The organism is Actinacidiphila paucisporea (assembly GCF_900142575.1).
In the GTDB taxonomy this organism is placed as follows: Bacteria; Actinomycetota; Actinomycetes; order Streptomycetales; family Streptomycetaceae; genus Actinacidiphila; species Actinacidiphila paucisporea.
On the sequence record NZ_FRBI01000005.1, the window covers coordinates 346262 to 366062 of the forward strand.

At 72.4% G+C, this 19801-nt stretch carries 21 protein-coding genes; 15 read left to right on the plus strand and 6 right to left on the minus strand.

Translation table 11 applies throughout. The annotated features are described in order from the left end of the window. The coding region (locus BUE44_RS37420) for a hypothetical protein (RefSeq protein ID WP_159450242.1) at positions 1–216 on the plus strand (216 nt) is incomplete at its 5' end. Between the two features lie 179 nt (positions 217–395). Here the strand turns inward: BUE44_RS37420 and BUE44_RS11340 are convergent. Then, the gene (locus tag BUE44_RS11340; RefSeq protein WP_143172498.1) at positions 396–1136 is read right to left on the minus strand and encodes a hypothetical protein; all 741 of its coding nucleotides are present in this window, start codon (positions 1134–1136) and stop codon (positions 396–398) included. Positions 1137–2075: 939 nt separating this feature from the next. On the opposite strand from BUE44_RS11340, the gene BUE44_RS11345 reads away from it, so the two are divergent. From BUE44_RS11345 to BUE44_RS11360, 4 genes are all read left to right on the plus strand, one after another. After that, a complete protein-coding gene (locus BUE44_RS11345) occupies positions 2076–2438 on the plus strand; it encodes a hypothetical protein (protein WP_073496765.1) in 363 nt (120 codons plus the stop codon). A 296-nt stretch (positions 2439–2734) separates the two neighbouring features. Beyond that, complete coding sequence (locus tag BUE44_RS11350) at positions 2735–3010, plus strand: hypothetical protein (RefSeq protein WP_073496768.1); 276 nt, start codon at positions 2735–2737, stop codon at positions 3008–3010. A gap of 326 nt (positions 3011–3336) precedes the next feature. Then, positions 3337–3609, plus strand: coding sequence for a hypothetical protein (locus BUE44_RS11355; protein WP_073496770.1), 273 nt, complete (start codon positions 3337–3339; stop codon positions 3607–3609). Positions 3610–3732: 123 nt separating this feature from the next. Beyond that, on the plus strand, positions 3733–4077 hold the full coding sequence (locus BUE44_RS11360) for a hypothetical protein (protein WP_073496772.1): 345 nt from the start codon (positions 3733–3735) through the stop codon (positions 4075–4077). Between the two features lie 353 nt (positions 4078–4430). Here the strand turns inward: BUE44_RS11360 and BUE44_RS11365 are convergent, their stop codons facing one another. Beyond that, positions 4431–5423: an alpha/beta fold hydrolase gene (locus BUE44_RS11365; RefSeq protein ID WP_073496774.1), complete on the minus strand. Its 993-nt coding sequence runs from the start codon at positions 5421–5423 to the stop codon at positions 4431–4433. Positions 5424–6067: 644 nt separating this feature from the next. Between BUE44_RS11365 and BUE44_RS37425 the strand changes: the two genes are divergently transcribed. Next, positions 6068–6241, plus strand: a complete 174-nt coding sequence (locus BUE44_RS37425) for a hypothetical protein (RefSeq protein WP_159450243.1) — start codon at positions 6068–6070, stop codon at positions 6239–6241. A 7-nt stretch (positions 6242–6248) separates the two neighbouring features. Here the strand turns inward: BUE44_RS37425 and BUE44_RS11375 are convergent, their stop codons facing one another. Together BUE44_RS11375 and BUE44_RS11380 are read right to left on the minus strand one after the other, a co-directional pair. After that, on the minus strand, positions 6249–7331 hold the full coding sequence (locus tag BUE44_RS11375; RefSeq protein ID WP_073496778.1) for an alpha/beta hydrolase: 1083 nt from the start codon (positions 7329–7331) through the stop codon (positions 6249–6251). Next, positions 7316–7753 (minus strand): hypothetical protein, encoded by a 438-nt coding sequence (locus tag BUE44_RS11380; RefSeq protein ID WP_073496899.1) that lies wholly within the window; start codon positions 7751–7753, stop codon positions 7316–7318. The genes BUE44_RS11375 and BUE44_RS11380 overlap by 16 nt, the downstream gene beginning before the upstream one ends. Positions 7754–7892: 139 nt before the next feature. Between BUE44_RS11380 and BUE44_RS11385 the strand changes: the two genes are divergently transcribed. The 4 genes from BUE44_RS11385 (at position 7893) to BUE44_RS11400 (ending at position 10881) form a co-directional block, all read left to right on the plus strand. After that, entirely contained in the window at positions 7893–8540 is a 648-nt protein-coding gene (locus BUE44_RS11385) for a histone deacetylase (protein ID WP_073496780.1), read from the plus strand. 76 nt (positions 8541–8616) lie between these two features. Beyond that, on the plus strand, positions 8617–9471 hold the full coding sequence (locus BUE44_RS11390) for a PhzF family phenazine biosynthesis protein (RefSeq protein ID WP_235002035.1): 855 nt from the start codon (positions 8617–8619) through the stop codon (positions 9469–9471). 80 nt (positions 9472–9551) lie between these two features. Further along, a complete protein-coding gene (locus tag BUE44_RS11395) occupies positions 9552–10067 on the plus strand; it encodes a GNAT family N-acetyltransferase (RefSeq protein ID WP_073496785.1) in 516 nt (171 codons plus the stop codon). Between the two features lie 67 nt (positions 10068–10134). Then, a complete protein-coding gene (locus tag BUE44_RS11400) occupies positions 10135–10881 on the plus strand; it encodes an aminoglycoside 3'-phosphotransferase (RefSeq protein WP_073496787.1) in 747 nt (248 codons plus the stop codon). A gap of 66 nt (positions 10882–10947) precedes the next feature. Here BUE44_RS11400 and BUE44_RS11405 read toward each other — a convergent pair whose 3' ends face one another. Then, entirely contained in the window at positions 10948–11964 is a 1017-nt protein-coding gene (locus BUE44_RS11405) for a GlxA family transcriptional regulator (RefSeq protein WP_073496789.1), read from the minus strand. Between the two features lie 100 nt (positions 11965–12064). Here BUE44_RS11405 and BUE44_RS11410 point away from each other — a divergent pair, with 100 nt between their 5' ends. The 5 genes from BUE44_RS11410 to BUE44_RS11430 all read left to right on the plus strand — a co-directional run bounded on the left by BUE44_RS11410 (position 12065) and on the right by BUE44_RS11430 (position 19034). After that, on the plus strand, positions 12065–12994 hold the full coding sequence (locus tag BUE44_RS11410; protein WP_073496792.1) for an NAD-dependent epimerase/dehydratase family protein: 930 nt from the start codon (positions 12065–12067) through the stop codon (positions 12992–12994). Positions 12995–13230: 236 nt separating this feature from the next. Continuing rightward, entirely contained in the window at positions 13231–14028 is a 798-nt protein-coding gene (locus tag BUE44_RS11415) for a response regulator transcription factor (protein ID WP_407640018.1), read from the plus strand. Positions 14029–14030: 2 nt separating this feature from the next. Beyond that, the gene (locus BUE44_RS11420) at positions 14031–15608 is read left to right on the plus strand and encodes a sensor histidine kinase (RefSeq protein WP_073496901.1); all 1578 of its coding nucleotides are present in this window, start codon (positions 14031–14033) and stop codon (positions 15606–15608) included. 25 nt (positions 15609–15633) lie between these two features. Next, positions 15634–16941, plus strand: coding sequence for a glycosyltransferase (locus tag BUE44_RS11425; protein ID WP_073496796.1), 1308 nt, complete (start codon positions 15634–15636; stop codon positions 16939–16941). After that, entirely contained in the window at positions 16938–19034 is a 2097-nt protein-coding gene (locus BUE44_RS11430; protein ID WP_073496799.1) for an ArnT family glycosyltransferase, read from the plus strand. Before BUE44_RS11425 ends, BUE44_RS11430 begins: the two co-directional genes overlap by 4 nt. A gap of 265 nt (positions 19035–19299) precedes the next feature. On the opposite strand, the gene BUE44_RS11435 is transcribed toward BUE44_RS11430, so the two are convergent. Then, a complete protein-coding gene (locus BUE44_RS11435; RefSeq protein ID WP_073496801.1) occupies positions 19300–19761 on the minus strand; it encodes a PPOX class F420-dependent oxidoreductase in 462 nt (153 codons plus the stop codon). Between the last annotated feature and the right edge of the window lie 40 nt (positions 19762–19801).

Consider the following 19801-nt stretch of genomic DNA (forward strand, 5'->3'; position numbering starts at 1 on the left):
GCGAAGATGCAGCGGGACTACGACCGGATCGTCAGTAGCCCGGTGGCGAAGATGCAACGCCAGCTTCAGCAGGCCGCGAATGGCCCGGCAGTGAAGGCGCTCCGGAATCACCAGCGGATGGTCCAGGGGATGTCGTCCACGATCCTGGAGACTCAGCGCACCTACGAGCGCATGGTGCACCTGAAGTCGATTCGGCTGCCGTCCTCGAAGTTCTAGCCCCTTGATGACATCCACGGGTGACATCAACACCCGTGGATGTCCCTGATCGACTACGCACGGTCGAGGGCTCGACATCTCGGCTGTGAGGGGGATTGGCAAAGCTTTACTTCCAGTTCTACCGAACTGATAAAGAACAGGTCAGATCTCAAAACATGCGTCAAGCACGGGCGCCGCCCTCACTCAGGGGTGGCGCCCGTCGGCTGGGACACCGCTAGGAGCAAGGAGAGGCAATCTCTTCCGAAGTCCGTAAGAATCCACATTTCTCGGGCGTCGTGCTCACCCCCACCGAATCGCCCGATACCGTCGTCCCTAGCGATTCCCTCCGCTGTGAGACGAGCGATCGAGGCGTCGAGAACGTTTTCGAACCCGGGGAGCTCGATGAGGATCTCCGGCCGCCGCCACCCGGGCCAGCGGCCCTGAATCCAGCCTTCTGGCGTCGGGTAGGTCTCTTTGTCGAGGACTTCGAGGAGCTTGACTTCGGGTGCCTCAATGCCAGCTAGACCGCGCACACGTAGGCGCTCTGCATCAACCCTTGTTTCGTCGCGCACTCCTCGTCCCAAGCATCGACCAAGCGCGATGATCTTGCTTGTTAGGGGCGTCTCCATGGCGGCCTGAACAGTCTCCGCCATCAAGGCCAGCAGATCCGGGCTGGTCTCGATCGTCTGAACAAGTCTGTCCAGAGACTGCTGTGCCTCCTCTGAGCCAGCCTGTAGCGCGTGTTCTGCGCGCTCCGCGCGGCGCGCGCGTTCTGCCTCAATCAGACGCAAAATCGGGGCGTCGACGTATTCCTTCAGGGCCCCAAGTGCCATGCCTGCTACGGGGTTGTATGTCCCGACTGCTGCAACGATCACGCCTGTGGTCGCCTTAACGCTGGCTTCGACTGACGATCTTGAATCTTCATCTGGTTCGCGGCCCATGTACGCGATGCTAGCCAGCAGCGTCGGGGAAGAGGGCACCGTTTGGGACCTAGGGTTGCGGTACAGCAGCGAAGTACCGCAACCTCGCCGACCCGTAAGGATCGGCAGCGCCTCTTAGCGGACCTAGCGCGGCCTGTATGACCCCTGCTGACCGATCCCGCTGGAGCTACGGATCAGAAGGTTGCAGGTTCGAATCCTGCCGAGTGCACAGCAGGTCAGAGGCCCCTTGGGATCATCCCAAGGGGCCTCTGGTTTTGGCCTTGCGGCAGCGTCTGACGGCGGCGTCCTCGGCTCGCGGCGAGCACCTGGACGGGCCGTCGTGGTCACCCGGAGCGCTTGCGCTCCAGGTCGAAAGGCCGAGCCGATCGGTGCGTACGGCTCGCGGAAGCATCCCGCTGATCAGCGCCCGGGCACGTCACTGGGCGTACAGGGCCACGCCGTACAGATGGCGTCCCCCGGCGGCAGTCGGCTACGGCGCAGGTCGAAGCTGGGTTGGGTGCCGGGCGGTTCGGCGGAGGCGACGGCCCGGGCGTCGGCGGTTGCTCGGCGTGACGAGTGCGCACCTCGGTACCAGTCGCCGGATCCGGCGCACGAGACAGCTCCCCGCAACTCCCCGAGCCGCAGGGGCGATCAGGTCGTCGTCAACGCCCGCGCCCCCGGTGTGAAAGCTCGTGGCGCCCCTTCTGGGAACGTCACCGCAACGGCGGCGGTGGCCTGTTTCGCGGCCTGTTCGCCGCCTGCGCCGAAAGGCCCGACGCCGCAGCTCAGGAGGCGGTGCGCCGCTGCCACTTCAGCCGTGAACCGCCGGCCGGAGCCCCCGGGCGAGCCGGCCGATGCAGGGAGCAAGGCGCGGAATCCGGAGGCGAGGCTACTGTTAGCATTCAGGCACTCACGGTAGGTAACAGACCTCCGTTCGTAGACTGAAGGATCGAAGACAACATGCGCAAGCTCCAGCAACTGGCAGTTGTGGCCATGGCGGTCGGCGGCCTCTCCGCCATCAGCGCGGGCGTCAGCTTCGCGGACGCACCGGCTGCCCCCCCGCAGGGCCAGTCGCAGGCTCCGGAGGGGACGGAGATCTCTCCGCAGGTGTCGCCGACGGTCACTCTCCCGCAGACTCCCCCGCTCGGGTCCGTCCTGCAGGCTCCTCGGACGGCGCCGGAGGTGCAGAACAACCTCTTCCGTCCCTACCAGGAGTGCAGCCCGCAGACGGTGCTCCAGGCAAACATCCCGATCGCCGTCCTCGGCGAGTCCAAGACCGCGGGTGACACCTGCACCCAGGTCAACAAGGCCTTCGAAGACTAGAAAGAGACCGGCCGGATGCGCCCGCCATGCCCCCGGGGGGTTCTCGCCCCCGGGGGCATGCTGCTTTCCGATGGTCTGAACGGGTTGCTTTCCGGAGCGTCTTCGGCACCGGGTTGGCGGCTCCGGAACCCCTTGCGGCGTGGGGTTTCAAGGGCTCGCATCGACCACATGGCCCCTTTCGCACCGAGTTGCTAATGTGCGCGGCGTTTCTGAAGACACGCGCTGAGTTGAGTACATTTAGCCCCGTCTGGGACTCTCTGTCGCAGATGCAACGGATTCACCAATCGGAGGATGAAATGCGCAAGATGCAGAAGGTAGCCCTCGTGGCGGCCATGCTCGGCAGCATCGGCTTCGCGGGCGCGGGCACTGCCTTCGCCGGGGAGCACGGCGGCGACTCGTTCCAGGTGTCGCAGAGCACCCAGTGCAAGTCGCACGACCTGAACGTCGACGTCCTGGGCGAGGTCGGCATCCTGAACGGCCTGCTGGGCAACGCGCTCAACGGCGAGGGCAACCCCGGTGCCCAGGCCACCAGCCTCGGCTCCACCCAGGGCTGCAACAACAGCGCCTTCTGAGCGCTGACGGTCAGTAACTGACCTCCGGGGACCACTGCGGCGGGCCGCTTCGTCGCGGCCTGCCGTCTCGATGGTCCCCGTCCCCCTTGCGGTGCCGCCCGGGTCCCCGGGCGGTACGGCGGGCGAGCGGAAGCCGATCGGGTGTGCAGTGACAGACCGGTCACCCCTGAGACCACCGGTTACGGGTCTCGGGGGAGACCGACACGGACGCCCGCGAGCGGCCCCCGCCACCACCTGCGTCACGTGCACCCAGTCGCGGAATGGTCGGAGATCCATTCGACGGGACTGCTGCGCGCATCGCCTCACACTCAATCAGCGGAGGAAAAGTGAACAAGTTCTACAGGGCCGCGGCCGTGGCCGCCATGCTCGGCAGCATCGGCTTCATCGGCATGGGCACCGCTTCGGCCAGCGACGGCGGCCGGGACATCGCGGTGTCGCAGAGCGCCAAGTGCGTCTCGCACGACCTGAACCTCGACGTTCTCGGCGAGGTCGGCGTCCTCAACGGCGTGCTGGGCAACGCGCTCAACGGTGAGGGCAACCCGGGTGCCCAGGCCACGCAGCTGGGCTCGAACCAGGGTTGTACCAACAGCGCATTCTGAGCTGACTACGGCCGCAGTTAGTACGGGGACGGGTCCCGGATCCATGCCGCACGCCGGCACCGGGGCCTGTCCTCAAGGAATCCGTCAGGTCCGAGTCCGACACCGACCGCGAAAGAACGGCACATGCTCACCAAGAAGAAGATCGTCACCGTTTCCTGGATCCTGGGTGGCCTGTCCATGGCCGGCGTGGGCCTCGGCCACGCCTACGCGTCAGCACCCATGGACTGCACGCGCGACGCCCAGGGAGGCGTCACCTGCGTCTCCAAGACCGAGAAGAGCTACACCACCGACGACGGCAGCTACCACCTGGAGCAGAGCCAGGAATGCTCCCATGACGGGCGTGACGTGGTGAACACACCCCAGACCGGGACGGGACTGCCGGGGACCACGAAGATCGGGCCTGTCGTGGGTTGCTCCAACACCGCGCCGGCGCCGGAGGGCTTCACGGCGCCTGACATCTCGCGCTGAGCCGCGCCGCCGTCAGTGCGGCCCGGGCCACCACAGGTGATCCGGGCCGGCGAAAGAGTCAGCCACAGCCCCGGCCGACAGCGGGTCGGACCCGAGTCGGCCCGGGGCTCGCGATCTCCTGCGCGGCGCCGGAACACCGCCCGCGCCGATGACCCCGCATGGCGGGTCCACCTCATTCAGCCGGTCCCACGGGATCGGCCTTTACCCGTTCTCGTGGCCGATCGGCCCGCCCCCCCCCGCGCCCGGCAGCCGAGGGGCGGTGCCGACGTACGAAGCACGGGCCGCTCCGGACCGTCGGCTCCGTCGCCACCTCGGAAGCCGTCCCCTCGGCCCCGCCCTCCCGGCGGCCCCGGTTACTCCGTGCCGAGGAAGCTGTCTTGTGTCTCCGGGCGCCGAGCAGTGCCCAACCACTCGACCGGGTTGGTGTACGGCAGGTCAGTGAACGGCTCGTCGGTGCAGAACCGGGTGATCAAGGCGCAGAACTCGGGCATCCGTTCGACCGGGCTCAGGTGGTCGGCGTGCTTGATGGTCGTGAAGGCGGCAGCCGGAAGCGCGGCGGCGACGTCACGGCCCATCGCGGGCGTGCAGAGCGTGTCGTACTCACCTGTGAAAACCAGGGCGGGCACGGCGGGCACCGGTAGGTCCCTGTACCAGTCGTGGCTCATCAGGCGGGCGTTGTGCTCCAGCGACTTCATGATGTCGTTCTCGGACTGCGCCATGAACTGCCCGTACAGCAGTCTGGAGACGACCTGGTGCTTGTAGACCAGGCCGGTACCGGGGGGAGACATGAACCGCTGCACGAGCTCGGCGGCGATCTGCGCACGGTCGCCGAGTTCGAGCATGCGTGCCCAGCGCGGTACCGCGGCGGCGTAGTCGTCAGGGATGACCTTGGTCATTCCCACCAGGCCCAACTTCGCCACGTAGTACGGGTGGTGCTGGGCGAAGCGCAAGGCGATGGCCCCGCCGAAGCAGCTGCCCACGAGGTTGGCCCGGGATACGTCCAGCTCCTCCAACATGTGGCGCACGTTGGCGGAGAGGAAGTCCAAGCCGTGGACGGCGGGGAGGAAGTCCGCCTCGCCGTAGCCGGGAAGGTCGACGGTGATCACCGTGGCGTGCGCGGCCAGCCACTTCTGGTGCCGCAGCCACGCGTAGCGGTTTTGCGAGGAGCCGCCCAGGAGCACCAGCGGCTCGGTCCGAGGACTCTCCTGGTGGACTACGCGGCAGTGGTAGTCGAACCCCTCGAAGGTGAACCGCCGCTCCTCCACCCGCACTTCGGCCGGTGCCCTTTGACCGGGGCAGGGCGCCAGCACTGATGTGTCCTGTGCTGTGCTGATGTCAGAGCGCATAGTGTCTCCGAATGCGTGAGGGAGTTTGGGTAGAATGCCATAATCCTCCCCTTAGGTGCATTTGGCCTTTAAATCTGCTCTCGGTGGCGTGTCGGGCATCACTTGCACACGATCGGGGACGTCGGCAGGGCTTTTCGGACGGCTGCCGAGCCGTCTGCCGGGCCGATGGCAGCGGTGGTGGCCTTGGTGGCCTTCGGGTCGGAAGAGTGTCGTGACGATCGCGTTAGCGCACGCGCGGGTCGCTCGGCACGTAGGTGCCCCAGGAGAGGACGCGCGCGTCCGGACGTACTTCTTCACGACGAGACGTGGTTACCCTGCGACGCGGTACGGCCGCCATGCACCTCCGCGATCGGCGGAGCGCCGTGACCATCTCATGATCGGGCTCGACGCACTGCCGGATGACTGTCGCCGCGACAGGACCTGGTACCGCACCTGCGAGGAAGGCTGCCTGCCGGCCGCCCTCCTCAAGGACCACGACTGATCCCAGGGATCGGAAAGTTGCAGGTTCGCGTCCTGCCGAGTGCACCGCTGGATCGGGGCTCCGGCCTGGCGGGTGGCAGTGGGCCGCGGCGGTGGCCGGGGAAGCGGCTCCGGGCGGGCCGCGCGGTGGGATGATGCGGGGCGTCATCCTCTACGGGAGCCGAGTGGTCGCCGTGCATGTGGTCAAGAACGTCGTCGCCAGTGTGCTCATGGTGGGCGGCCTGGTGCTGAGCCGGCGGGAGTGGCGGCGTCGGACGTCGTGCCGTGGCAGGCGGCTGGGGCTCTCCGCTCTGGGCCTGGTCATGTGCTGGTGCGCTGTCATGGTCAGCCAGTCCTAGCTGTCGGCTACGACGCCGGCTTCGTCGTGAGGTGCGCGAAGCGCAGGACGGCGTCGGTCACCGCGTGGAAGCGCACGGACGGGAACTGGTCGAAGCTGTGCTGGGTGCCGGGCAGTTCGGCGTACGCGACGGGTCGGCGAGAGGTCGCGCGGAGTCGGGTGGCGAAGCTGCGGGCGTCCTCGCGCAGGACCAGGGTGTCGAGGGCGCCGTGGACGATCAGGAAGGGTGGCGCGTCGGGATTGGCGCAGGCGTGCGGGGAGGCGGAGTCGGGGCCGGCCTCGCCGTAGTAGCCGTAGAGCCCTACGACGCCGGTGACTTCGGTGCCGGAGAGTGCGGCGGTCGCCGCCAGGTGGGCGCCCGCGGAGCCGCCGACCAGGAAGACGGTGTCGGAACTGCCACCGTAGGTCGGGGCGTTCGCGCGGGCCCAGCCGATGGCGGCCCGGGCGTCGGCGAGCTGCTCGGCGTAGGGGGTGCGCAGCAGGCGGTAGTCGGCGCTCACGCAGACCCAGCCCTCAGCGGCCAGGCGGTAGATCAGGGAACGGCAGCCGAGCATCTTGCTGCCGGTGCGGAAGCCGCCGCCGTGCAGGTAGACCATGACGGGCGCGTCGGTGCGCCGGACCCGGCGCGAGACGTAGACGTCGAGGCGATGGCCGCGCCGGGCCGGGCCGTAGCGCCGGTTGCGTATCCGGCGGACGTCGGGGCGCCAGGAGATGAGGGGCAGCAGGACGATCCGCCACCACGGCGGCCGGGTGTAGCGGGGGGCCGCGCCGGGTCCGAAGGCGTCCTCGAGTGCGGCTGACAGCGCGGGGCGGGCGGAGCGGGCGCGGGCGGCGATCAGTGCGAGTTCGAGCACGGTGAAGGCGCTCAGGGAGGTGACGAGCCACCATGCCGGGCTGTCGAGGTCCCGGTCGGCCAGGACCGTCGACGTGCTCAGCAGCAGCCACCACAGGTACAGGTAGGGCTGCTCGTTGACGAGGAAGCCCAGGGCGAACTGCGGATTGCCCATCGTGCTGTGACGTGGCCGCGGCGGGCGCAGCGCCAGCAGCGCGCACAGTGCCAGCAGCAGTGCCGTGCTCAGTGCCCCGGCCATGCGGTGTCCCTCCGTCGTGGGTCTGCGGGCCGCGGTCGGGCCAGGGCGGGCAGGAAGCCGCCGCGGGCGGTGCCGGGGGCCAGCAGGGCCGACCAGTCGATCACGTCGGGCAGCCGGTCCATGGACAGGGCGACCGCCCCGCCGGCGCCTTCCGCGTCCGCGCACCAGTCGGCCATCCGCCCGGGGCCGTCGGTGACGTCCAGGACGGGCGCGGCGAGCGCCGGGATGAGGACGCCGTGGTCACCTGGCCCGTCCACGACGCACAGGGTGAGCCGGGGCGCGATGCCCCACCCCTCGCACAGGGGCACCGTCTCGCCGGGCGCCGCCAGCAGCGGCAGCACGTCGTGGACCGGCGCGTCGGCGAGCAGGAGCAGCGGCGTGGCGCCGCGGACGAACAGGGTTTTCTCGGGGGCCAGAAGCACACCGCCACTGTCCCAGGTCGGCGGCGACAGCGGGACGTCGGTGACGGGTTGCCGACACGGCACCATCAACCGCCCGCTGCTCGACCGGCCCGATTCGCTGCCCCGCTGACGTCGCGGACGGTGTCGCTACGATCACGCCATGCAGGCAAGTGAGCCGGTCGGCGACGGGTGGGTCTGGTACGCGGCGTACGGCTCCAACATGGACGCGGGGCGGCTGCGCTGCTATCTGGCGGGCGGCTGCCCGCCGGGCGCGACTCGTACGTATCCGGGGGCGCGGGACCGCCGTGTGCCGGTGCGGTCGGCGGCCGTCGAGCTGCCCGGGGTCGTGTACTTCGCGGGCGAGTCGCCGGTGTGGCTGGGCGGCCGGGCCTTCTACGACCCGGACGCGGACGGCACGGTGTGGGCGCGGGCGTATCTGGTGACCGTGGGGCAGTTCTCCGACATCGCCGCGCAGGAGATGCACCGGCTGCCCGGGGCGGACCTCGATCTCGGCGCGGTGCTCGCAGACGGCAGGGCACAGTTGGGCCCCGGACGCTACGAGACGCTGGTCCGCACGGGCGACCTGGAGGGCGTACCCGTGCTGACCTTCACCGCGCCGTGGGGGGCCGGCGACGTGGCGTGGACGAAGCCGTCCGCTCCGTACGTACGGCTGATCGCCGCCGGGCTGCTCGACGCGGGCGGGTGGGAGGCGGACGCGATCGCCCGCTATCTCGCCACGCGGCCGGGCGCCTTGGGGCACTGGACGGCCGAGCAGGTCATGCGGCTGCTCGCGAGTGCGACCGCGTGAGGGGCGTTCAGTCGCCAGGCGAGGTCATGCGGCTGCTCGCCGGCGCCACCGTGTGAGGGGCGTTTACGCTCCCGGCATGGGAATGCGCGAGCCGCTCGTCACGATGGTCCACGCGTGCCGGCGGGACGGGCGCGGCGGCAGTCCGACCGCGGTCCTCGCCGAGTCGGGGCTGAGCGACGAGGAGCGGGCGGCGGTGGCCCGGCGGTCCGGGGCCTCGCACGCGGTCTTCGTGGCCGAGGGGGCCGAGGGCTCCGTGGACGGCGGGGGCGCGGCGCTGCGGTTCTTCACCGCCGAGGGCGAATTGCCGGCGTGCGGGCACGGGACGGTGGCGGCGCTGGCGTATCTGGCCGAGCGTGCGGGCGGCGGGGCGCGGCGGCCGTACGAGGTCGCGCTGCGGGTCGGCGGCCGGTCCTTCGGCGGGCGCGCGGTACGGGACGGCGGCGCCTACCTGGCCGAATTCCGCACCGGGCGAGTGGAGTTGCGGGCCGCGGGGGAGGACGAGGCCGGGCTCGTGCGCGAGGCCCTCGGCCATACGCGGGAGGGCTTCCCGGACGGCGCGCAGATCGCCTCGCTCGGGCGGCCGCGGATACTGCTGCCGGTGGCGGACCGCGACGTCCTGCGCGCGCTCGACCCCGACCAGGCGCGGCTGCGCGCCGTCTGCGACCGGCTCGGCCTGCTGGGCTGCTACGCGTTCACGCCGCCGGCGGAGGGCGGGCGTCTCGCGGCCCGGATGTTCGCGCCGTCCATCGGCGTGCCCGAGGACATCGCGAACGCCAACAGCACGGCCTGCCTGGCCGCCTGGCTCACCGGGCGGGGCGTGGCCGGTGTCACCGTCGAGATGGGTGACGCGCTGGGCGTGCCCTCCGCGGTCACGGCGGTCGCGGAGCCGGACCTGTCGGTGCGGGTCGGCGGGTGGGCGACGGTGGGGTGACGGTGGGGTGACGGTGGCGTGACGGAGCCGGGGCGCGGCAGCCGGGGCGAGTGTCGTACCCCCGCTCTACGGTGGCCGGTATGGACGGTGTGCGCGCGGCGGCGGTGGAGCTGGTCAGGTGGGGGAAGGGGGACTTCTGGCTGCTGGAGCGGGTCAATGCGCCCGAGATGACGGAGCACCTCGGGGGGCCGGAGAGCCCGGAGCAGCTGGAGCGGCGGCACCAGCGGTATCTGGAGTTGGCGGCAGGGGAGATGTTCCGGGTCGTGGTCGCGGGGAGCGGGGAGACGGCGGGCTCCATCGGGTATTGGGAGCGAGAGTGGCGGGGCGGGACGGTGTGGGAGACCGGCTGGGGGGTGCTGCCGGAGTTCCAGGGGCGGGGGCTCGCGGTGGCGGCCGCCAGGGCGGTGGCGGTGGCGGCGCGTGAGGCGGGGACGCACCGGTATCTGCACGCGTTTCCCGGCGCCGACCACGCCGCGTCGAACGCGGTGTGCCGCAGGGCGGGGTTCGAGCTGCTGGGGGAGGTCGCGTTCGAGTATCCGAAGGGGAGCTGGATGACGTCGCACGACTGGCGGATCGACCTGGTCGGCGGCGCGTAGGCGCCGCGCGGCCGCCGGGCGGGAAAACGGGTCGCCGCGGCAGGCCGGGGCGGGGGAGCATGCGCGGATGGACTACTCGGGACCGCCGCAGGGCGACGTGCCGGTGCCCGCGCCGATCGCCGCCTTCGCGGGCGGGCGGCCGGTGCTGCCGGTGTGGGTCAACAGATCGGGCGGCGTGACCTTCCAGCTGGGCCAGGGCGGGGGCCGGCTCTTCGCCAAGTGGGCGCCCGCGGGATCCGGTCTCGACCTCGGCGCGGAGGCGGCGCGGCTGCGCTGGGCCGCGGACTTCACACCGGTGCCGCGGGTGGTGGACCACGGGCTGGAGGGCGCCGGCCGCGGCGAGTGGCTCGTCACGGTGGGGCTGCCGGGGGACAGCGCGGTCAGCGCGCGCTGGAGGGCGGACCCGAAGACGACGGTGCGGGCGCTGGGCAAGGGCCTGCGCGCGCTGCACGACCGGCTGCCGGTCGAGGACTGCCCGTTCGAGTGGTCCGTGGAGCGCCGCGTGGCCGAGGCCCGCGCCGAGGGAGAACCGGTCCCCTCCATGCCCCCGCCGCCCGTCGACCGGCTCGTCGTCTGCCACGGTGACGCGTGCTCCCCCAACACCTTGCTGGCTGAGGACGGTTCCTGGTCCGCGCACGTCGACCTCGGCGCCCTCGGAGTCGCCGACCGCTGGGCCGATCTCGCGGTCGGCGCGTGGAGCGTGGGCGTCAACTACGGCTCCGCGTGGGAGGAGGCGTACTACGACGCCTACGGCATCGCGCCCGACCCGGAGCGCATCGCCTTCTACCGCCGGCTGGGCAGGGCCACCCGGTGACACCCCGGACGGGGCCGGCCGGTGACGCCTTCGCGCCGGGTCAGCCGGTGACGCTCCCGGGAGGCGTCAGCCGGTGACGCCTTCGGGCGCCGCCGGTGGCCGGTGCCAGGCCGTGCGGTAGGCGGAGGGGGCCAGGCCGGTGCGGCGCGCGAGGTGGTGGCGCAGCGAGTCGGGTGTCGACAGGCCGCTGAGGTCGGCCACCCGGGGTATCGGCAGGTCGGTGGTCTCCAGCAGCTCCTGCGCGCGGTTGACGCGCTGGTGCAGCAGCCACTGCAGCGGGCTCAGGCCGGTCTCGGCGTGGAAGCGGCGGGTCAGCGTCCGCACGCTGGTGCGGGCGTGGGCGGCCAGGTCGGCGCGGGTGAGAGGCTGGTCGAGGCGGGTCAGCGCCCAGGCGCGGGTCGGGGCGAGCGAGGTGCCGTTCTCCGGCGGCAGCGGGGTGTCGATGAACTGCGCCTGCCCACCGGGGCGTACGGGCGCGGCCACCACCATCCGCGCGGTGGAGTTCGCCGTCGCGGCGCCGTGGTCCTTGCGGATCAGGTGCAGGCACAGGTCGATCCCGGCCGACAGCCCGGCCGAGGTCAGGATGCTGCCGTCGTCGACGTAGAGCACCCCGGGCCGCAGCTCCACCCGGGGGTAACGGGCGCTGAACTCGGCTGACTTCGCCCAGTAGGTGGTCGCGGGACGGCCGTCGAGCAGGCCCGCCTCGGCCAGCACGAAGGCGCCGGTGCAGATCGACACGACCCGCCGCCCCGCCGCGTGCGCGGCGCGCAGCAGGTCGAGCACCCGGGGGTCGACGTCGTCGCGGGCACCGGTGCCGGTGACGATCACCGTGTCGGCGCCGGCGGCGGCGTCCAGGCCGTGCGGTACGGCGATCTCCAGGCCGCCGCCCGCGGTGAGCAGCCGACCGGGGTTCGCCGTGCAGACCCGCACGTCGTAGCCGGGCCTGCCGCGTACGGTCAGCTCGCCGAGCACCAGGTCGGGGATCGTCAGGTCGAAGGCGGTGACCGGCGGTACCGCGATGACGGCGACCCGGATCGGGGCGGACTCCTGGGGAGCGGGTCCTTGAGGGGCGGCAGCGGACATGGCCCGAACCTCCGTAGGTTTGGCATCCGGGCCACTACCCTACCGGCGGCCCGGCGCGCAGGGTTGAGGGCGGAACACCCGCCGATAAGGAGCGAAACCCGTGTCGCAGCACGTCAACACCGCTGTCGTGGTCGGAGCCGGCGCCACCGGCTCGGCCGTCGCCGTCCTGCTCGCCGAGTCCGGCGACCGGGTCCTGCTGGTCACCCGCAGCGGCTCAGGCCCCGAGCACCCTCGTATCGAACGCGTCGCCGCCGACGCGAGCGACCCCGTACGGCTCACCGCCCTGGCCGCCGGCGCGGACGTGCTGATCAACTGCGCGATGCCGCCGTACGACCGCTGGCCGGCCGAATTCCCGCCGCTGGCGGCCTCGTTGCTCGGCGCGGCGGAGGCGACAGGCGCCGGGTACGTGATGCTCGGCAACCTCTACGGCTACGGCCCGGTGGACGGGCCGTACACCGACGACCTGCCGCTCGCGCCGAACAGCGTCAAGGGCGAGGTCAGGGCCCGCATGTGGCAGGACGCGCTGGCGTCGTACGAGGCGGGGCGGGCGCGCGTCACCGAGGTGCGGGCCAGCGACTTCATCGGCGGCGGCGCCTACTCCCCCTTCACGATCCTGGTCGGCGACCAGGTGCTCGCCGGAAGGCCCGCCGCCTACCCCGGCGACCTCGACGCCCCGCACAGCTGGTGCTACGCCGGCGACGTGGCCCGCACGCTGGTGGCGGCGGCCCGGCACGAGGACTCCTGGGGTCGGGCCTGGCACGTACCGCCCACCTCCGACCTGCCGGTGCGCGACCTCGCGGCGCGGCTCGCCGCCCGGGCCGGCGCCCCCGCGCCGCAGCTCGTCCGGATGACGGCGGCACAGCTCGCCGCGGCGGCCCGCGCCGACTCGATCACCGCCGAATTCCCCGAGGTGCTCTACCTGCTGGACCGCCCGCTGCTGCTCGACGCGACGCCGACCGTCGAGAAGCTGGGCGTGACCGCGACCCCGCTGGACGAGGTGCTCGACACCATGGCGGCGCCGACGGCCTGAGGCGGCCGGCGGAGGGGACCACGGCGCGGAGCGCTGCCTGTTGGTGGACGACTCGCGGGAGAACGCCGACGCGGCCCGGGCGCTGGGCATGAGCGGGCTGCACTACCGCGAGCCCGGCGGCCTGCGCGCGGGCCTTGGCGCGCCGGTGCTGGGGGCGCTCACCGACAGCCGAGTGGCGCGCTTTCTCAGACGATTCACAGAAACGGCCAAGACTGCTCTCATAGCGCGCGCACAGGCTGGTGCGCATGACGACGACACCCCTCGCACCCGCCGGGGCCCACCCCGCCGCGAAGCACGTCGCGGGCACCGCGCCCGCCGCTGACCTGGCACGTCCCGACGGCTCGCCGGTGCGCGTGCTCGTCGTGGACGACGAGACACCCCTCGCCGACCTGCTGTCGATGGCGCTGCGCTACGAGGGCTGGCAGGTGCGCACCGAAGGCGACGGCGCCGGCGCGCTGCGTGCCGCCCGGGAGTCGCGGCCCGACGCGGTCGTGCTCGACGTGATGCTGCCCGACATGGACGGCCTGGAGGTGCTGGCCAGGCTGCGCCGCGAGACCCCTGACGTGCCGGTGCTGTTCCTCACCGCGAAGGACGCCGTCGAGGACCGTATCGCCGGCCTGACGGCGGGCGGCGACGACTACGTCACCAAGCCGTTCAGCCTGGAGGAGGTCGTCGCCCGGCTGCGCGGCCTGCTGCGCCGCTCCGGCGCCGCCGCCGTACGCAACGAGTCGCTGCTGACCGTCGGCGACCTGGTCCTGAACGAGGACAGCCACGAGGTCAGCCGCGGCGGCCACAACATCCACCTGACCGCGACCGAGTTCGAGCTGCTGCGCTACCTGATGCGCAACCCGCGCCGGGTGCTGAGCAAGGCCCAGATCCTGGACCGCGTGTGGTCCTACGACTTCGGCGGCCAGGCCAACGTTGTGGAGCTGTACATCTCCTACCTCCGCCGCAAGATCGACGTCGGGCGTCCGCCGATGATCCACACCCGGCGCGGCGCGGGCTATCTGATCAAGCCGGGGGAGCCGGCGTGACGCTGCCACGCAGGCGGCGGGGCCGCGGCGGACGCAGGCGGGGCACCTGGTCGCTGCGCCGCCGGCTCGTCGCGTCCTGCGTGGCCCTCGTCGCGGTGGTCTGCACGGTGATCGGCGCGGTCACCATCTTCGCGCTGCACGACTTCCTCTACAGCCAGCTCGACGGCAAGGTGAACGACCTGGCGGTCCGCGCGGCCGGCCCGCACGGCGGCCCCGACGGGCTCGGCGACGGCGGCGCCCGAACAGCCCGGCCCGAGGGCCTGCCGCTGGCCTTCCTGATCGGCGGCGGCCAGCCCGGCGAGACCGTCGGCGCCGTCGTCACCGCGTCCGGCCACGTCTCGCAGGCCGCGGTCAGCGCCACCGGGTCCACCGGCTCCGGCGGCCTGGTCGCCGACCCGCTCAGCGCCGCGCAGGCCGCCGCCTTCGCGCACGTCCCCTCGGACGGCAGCGCGCACACCCTCGACGTGCCGGGCCTCGGCGGCTACCGGGTGGAGGCCGCGCGACCCTCCCCCGAGGGCAGCACCGTGCTGGTCGGGCTGTCCACGAAGGGCACCGAGGACACCCTGTCGACCCTGATGTGGGTCGAGGTGTCGGTGTCGGCCGCCGGCCTGGTCGCCGCCGGACTCGCCGGCACCGCGCTGATCCGGATCTCCCTGCACCCCTTGCGCCGGGTCGCCGCGACCGCCACCCGCGTGTCCGAACTGCCCCTGCACAGCGGCGAGGTGGCTCTGCACGAGCGGGTCGCCGACGCTGACACCGACCCGCGTACCGAGGTCGGCCAGGTCGGCGCCGCGCTCAACCGCATGCTGGGGCACGTGAGTTCGGCGCTGCACGCCCGGCAGGAGAGCGAGACCCGGGTCAGGCGGTTCGTCGCCGACGCCAGCCACGAGCTGCGCACCCCGCTCGCCTCGATCCGCGGGTACGCCGAACTCACCCGCCGGGGGCACGAGTTCATCGGCACCGACACCCGGCACGCCCTGGGCCGTATCGAGTCCGAGGCCGCCAGGATGACCACCCTGGTCGAGGACCTGCTGCTGCTCGCCCGCCTCGACGCGGGCCGCCCCCTGTCCCCCGTGCCGACCGACCTGTCGCCGCTGGTCGTCGACGCGGTCAGCGACGCGCGCGCGGCCGGCGGCGCGCACGTGTGGCGGCTCGACCTGCCGGACGACCCGGCCGTCGTGCACGGCGACCCGCAGCGCCTGCACCAGGTGCTGACCAACCTGCTGGCCAACGCCCGTACGCACACCCCGGCCGGCACCACCGTCACCGCCCGGGTCGCCGCGGACCCGGCGGGGGGCGTACGGCTCCAGGTCGAGGACGACGGGCCCGGCATCCCCGCCGAGCTGCAGCCGGTGGTCTTCGAGCGCTTCGCCCGCGGCGACGCCTCCCGCACCCGCAGCGCACCCGCGGGCGCCGCGTCCAGCGGCAGCACGGGCCTGGGCCTGGCGATCGTGCAGTCCGTGGTGGCCGCGCACGGCGGCACCGTCGGGCTGGCCAGCCGGCCGGGGCGCACCGTCTTCACCGTCACACTGCCCTCGGCACACTCACAGGCCCTCCCCAGCCTCAGCACAACGTCATGACAGGGCAGTTGCCGAGTGTCGAGGTATGCGAACCCCACTCGGCAATCTGCCCGCCCGGCAGCACCTGCCGGTCACGGACGCAGGGCCCACCGCCGGCACCCCGGTGCTGGACGTCGTCATTCCCGTGTACAACGAGGAGGACGACCTGGGCACTTGCGTCCGCCGCCTGCACGCACACCTGTCGGGCACCTTCCCGTACCCCTTCCGCATCACCGTCGCGGACAACGCCAGTACCGACCTGACCCCGGCCGTCGCCAAGTCGCTGGCCGACGAGCTGCCCGAGGTGGTCTCCGTCCGGCTGGAGCAGAAGGGCCGCGGACGCGCCCTGCGCACGGTCTGGACCGCCTCCGAGGCGCCCGTACTGGCCTACATGGACGTGGACTTGTCCACCGACCTCAACGCGCTGCTGCCGCTGGTCGCGCCGCTCATCTCCGGCCACTCCGACCTGGCGATCGGCTCGCGCCTCGCCCGCTCCTCGCGGGTGGTGCGCGGCGCGAAGCGCGAGTTCATCTCGCGGGCCTACAACCTCATCCTGCGCGGCTCGCTCGCCGCCCGCTTCTCCGACGCCCAGTGCGGATTCAAGGCGATCCGCGGCGACGTGGCGCAGCGGCTGCTGCCGATGGTCGAGGACACCGGCTGGTTCTTCGACACCGAGATGCTGGTCCTCGCCGAACGCGCCGGCCTGCGCATCCACGAGGTGCCGGTGGACTGGGTCGACGACCCGGACAGCAGCGTCGACCTGGTGCGTACCGCGAGCGACGACCTGCGGGGTGTCTGGCGGGTCGGACGGGCCCTGGCCACCGGCCAGTTGGCGCTCGACCGGCTGCGCCGCCCGTTCGGCGACGACCCGCGCGACCGCGAACTGTCCGGTGTGCCCGCGGGACTCGCCCGCCAGCTCGTCGGCTTCTGCGTCATCGGCGTGCTGAGCACCCTGGTCTACCTCGCGCTCTTCTCGCTCTTCCGGGCCGGCACCGGCTCCCAGGTCGCCAACGCGCTGGCCCTGCTGCTGTCCGCGCTGGGCAACACCGCGGCCAACCGGCGGCTCACCTTCGGGGTGCGCGGCCGGGACCGCGCGATGCGCCACCAGGCGCAGGGCCTGGTGGTCTTCGCCATCGGCCTCGCCCTGACCAGCGGTTCGCTCGCGGCGCTGCACACCGCGACCGCCGCGCCCTCGCACGGCAGCGAGCTGGCGGTGCTGGTCGCGGCCAACCTGGCGGCCACCGTGCTGCGCTTCCTGCTCTTCCGGGCCTGGGTCTTCCCCGAGCCCTCCCCCGAGCCCTCCCCTGAACAGTCCCCCGAGCCCTCCCCCACGTCCGACAGGAGTGCGCGATGACCGCGCTGACCCATCCGGCGGCCGCCCCCGCCGCCCCCATGTCGATCGGGCGGCGCACCTGGCGCGGCCGCCCCGACGACCCCGCCTGGGCGCGGCCGGCTCTGCTGGCCCTGCTGCTCGGCACGCTGGTCCTCTACCTCTACGACCTCGGCGCGTCCGGCTACGCCAACTCCTTCTACTCCGCCGCGGTCCAGGCCGGCAGCGAGAGCTGGAAGGCCTTCTTCTTCGGCTCCTCCGACGCCGCCAACTCCATCACGGTCGACAAGCCCCCGGCCGCGCTGTGGCCGATGGCGCTGTCGGTACGGCTGTTCGGCCTCGGCTCCTGGCAGATCCTGGTGCCCGAGGCGCTGATGGGCGTCGGCACGGTGGCACTGCTGTACGCGGCCGTACGCCGCCGCTTCGGCGCCGCCGCCGGGATCGTCGCCGGTGCGGTCCTCGCGGTGACACCGGTCGCCGCGCTGATGTTCCGCTTCAACAACCCTGACGCGCTGCTGGCGTTGCTCATGGTGGGGACGATCTACAGCGTGCAGCGCGCCCTGGAGGACGCCCGCACCAAGTGGCTGCTGATCGCGGGCGGCCTGCTCGGCCTGGCCTTCCTCACCAAGACCCTGCAGGCCTGGCTGATCGTCCCGGCCCTCGCGGTCGTCTACGCGGTCTGCGCCCCCACCCGGCTGCGCCGCCGCCTGCTCCAACTCCTCTACGCCGGTGGCGCGATGCTGCTGGCCGGCGGGTGGTGGGTGGCCATCGTCGAGCTGTGGCCCGCGTCTTCGCGCCCCTACATCGGCGGTTCGCAGGACAACAGCTTCCTCGGCCTGACCTTCGGCTACAACGGCTTCGGCCGCATCACCGGCAACGAGACCGGCAGCGTCGGCGGCGGGGGAGGCCCCGGCGGAGGCGGCATGTGGGGCGCGACCGGCATCGGCCGGCTCTTCAACTCCGAGATGGGCGGGCAGATCGCCTGGCTGCTGCCGGCCGCGTTCGCCCTGCTGCTGGCCGGGCTGTGGTTCACCCGCCGGGCGCCGCGCACCGACCTCGAACGCGTCGCGTTCCTGCTCTGGGGCGGCGCGCTGCTCAGCACGTTCGTGACGTTCAGCTTCATGTCCGGGATCTTCCACCAGTACTACAACATCGCGCTGGCGCCGTACATCGCGGCGGTCACCGGCATGGGCGCCGTGCTGCTCTGGCGCCGCCGCGCCACCCTTCTCGGCGCGGCGATCCTCGCCGCCACCGTCGCCGGCACCGGGGCGGTCTCCTACGTCCTCCTCGACCGCTCCCCGTCCTGGCACCCCTGGCTGCGCTACGCCGTCCTGATCGCCGGCATCCTCGCCGCCGTGGCCCTGCTGGCGGCGCCCTACGTACGGGTGGCCGCGCTGGCCCGCACGGCGGCCGTCGTCGGCCTCGCTGCGTCCCTCGGCGGCCCCGTCGCCTACACCCTCGACACGGTGGCCACCCCGCACCAGGGCTCCATCGTCACGGCCGGGCCCGCGGCGGCGGGCGGCGGCGGCTTCCCCGGCGGCGGTGGCCGCGGCGGCTTCCCCGGCGGCGGTGGCCGCGGCGGCTTCCCCGGCGGCGGCAACGGTGGGCCGCCCACCGGTACGTTCCCGGGTGCCGCCGGGGGCGGTGGCGGCGTCACGCAGGCGCCGGGCCAGGGCCAGGCCCAGGGCGGCTTCCCGGGCGCCCGGGGCGGTGCCGGTGCCGGTGCCGCCGGCGGCGGCGGTATGGGCGGGCTGCTCAACGGTACGCAGGTCAGCTCGGCGATGACGTCCCTGCTCAAGGCCGACGCCGGCCACTACACCTGGGCCGCCGCCGCGATCGGCTCCCAGAACCAGGCCAGCTACCAGCTGGCCAGCGGCGAGCCGGTCATGTCCATCGGCGGCTTCAACGGCAGCGATCCGTCACCGACGCTCGCCCAGTTCAAGCAGTACGTCGCCGACGGCCGCATCCACTACTTCATCGCCTCGGGCGCCGGAGGCATGGGCGGCGGAAGGGGAGGCATGGGCGGCTCAGGCACCGCCTCCCAGATCACCTCCTGGGTCGAGTCCACGTACAAGGCCAAGACCGTCGGCTCGACCACCGTCTACGACCTGTCGTAACAACCCCCCAGGGGCTCGGGAGTACTTCCCGAGCCCCCCACGTGGCAGCCCGTCCTGCCGCGTAGGAGGACGCAGGCCGAGACAGGCGCGTGGGGGCACCCCCAGGCGAAGCCCTGGGGGAGAACTGCGCGACGAGCCACCGCGCGGCCGCAGCAGGGGACGTACCGCAAGGGGGCAACCACCGAGGGGCGCGGGGAACTGCGCGACAAGCCACGACGCGGCCGCAGGCAGGCAACGCACCGCAAGGGGCAGGACAGGCGCGAGGCTACGCCAACCTCGCGGGGAAGCCCCCCGTGGCGAGGGGACCCCACCGCTCCGGGGTCACCCGGATGAGCGACTTGCCCTGGCGGAGCATCGCTTCGCGATATTCCGCCCAGTCCGGGTGCTCCCCGCTGATGTTGCGGAAGTACTCGACCAACGGCTCGACGGACTCCGGGGCGTCGATGACTTCCGCGGTGCCGTCGACCTGGACCCACGGCCCGTCCCACTCGTCCGACAGGACGATGACGCTGACCCGGGCATCCCGCCGCGCGTTGCGCGTCTTGGCCCGTTCGGGGTAGGTCGAGACGACGATGCGCCCGGCGTCGTCCACGCCGCACGTGAGCGGCGACCCCTGCGGGCGGCCGTCCGCACGGGTGGTGAGGAGGATCGCCCGGTGCCTGGGGCGTACGAAGTCGAGCAGCTCTTCCCGCGATACCGCGGTGTTCGTGGCGATGTTGGGGGCCATGCCCGCACTCTACGTCGCCCGCCCGCCCGCCCGCCCGCCC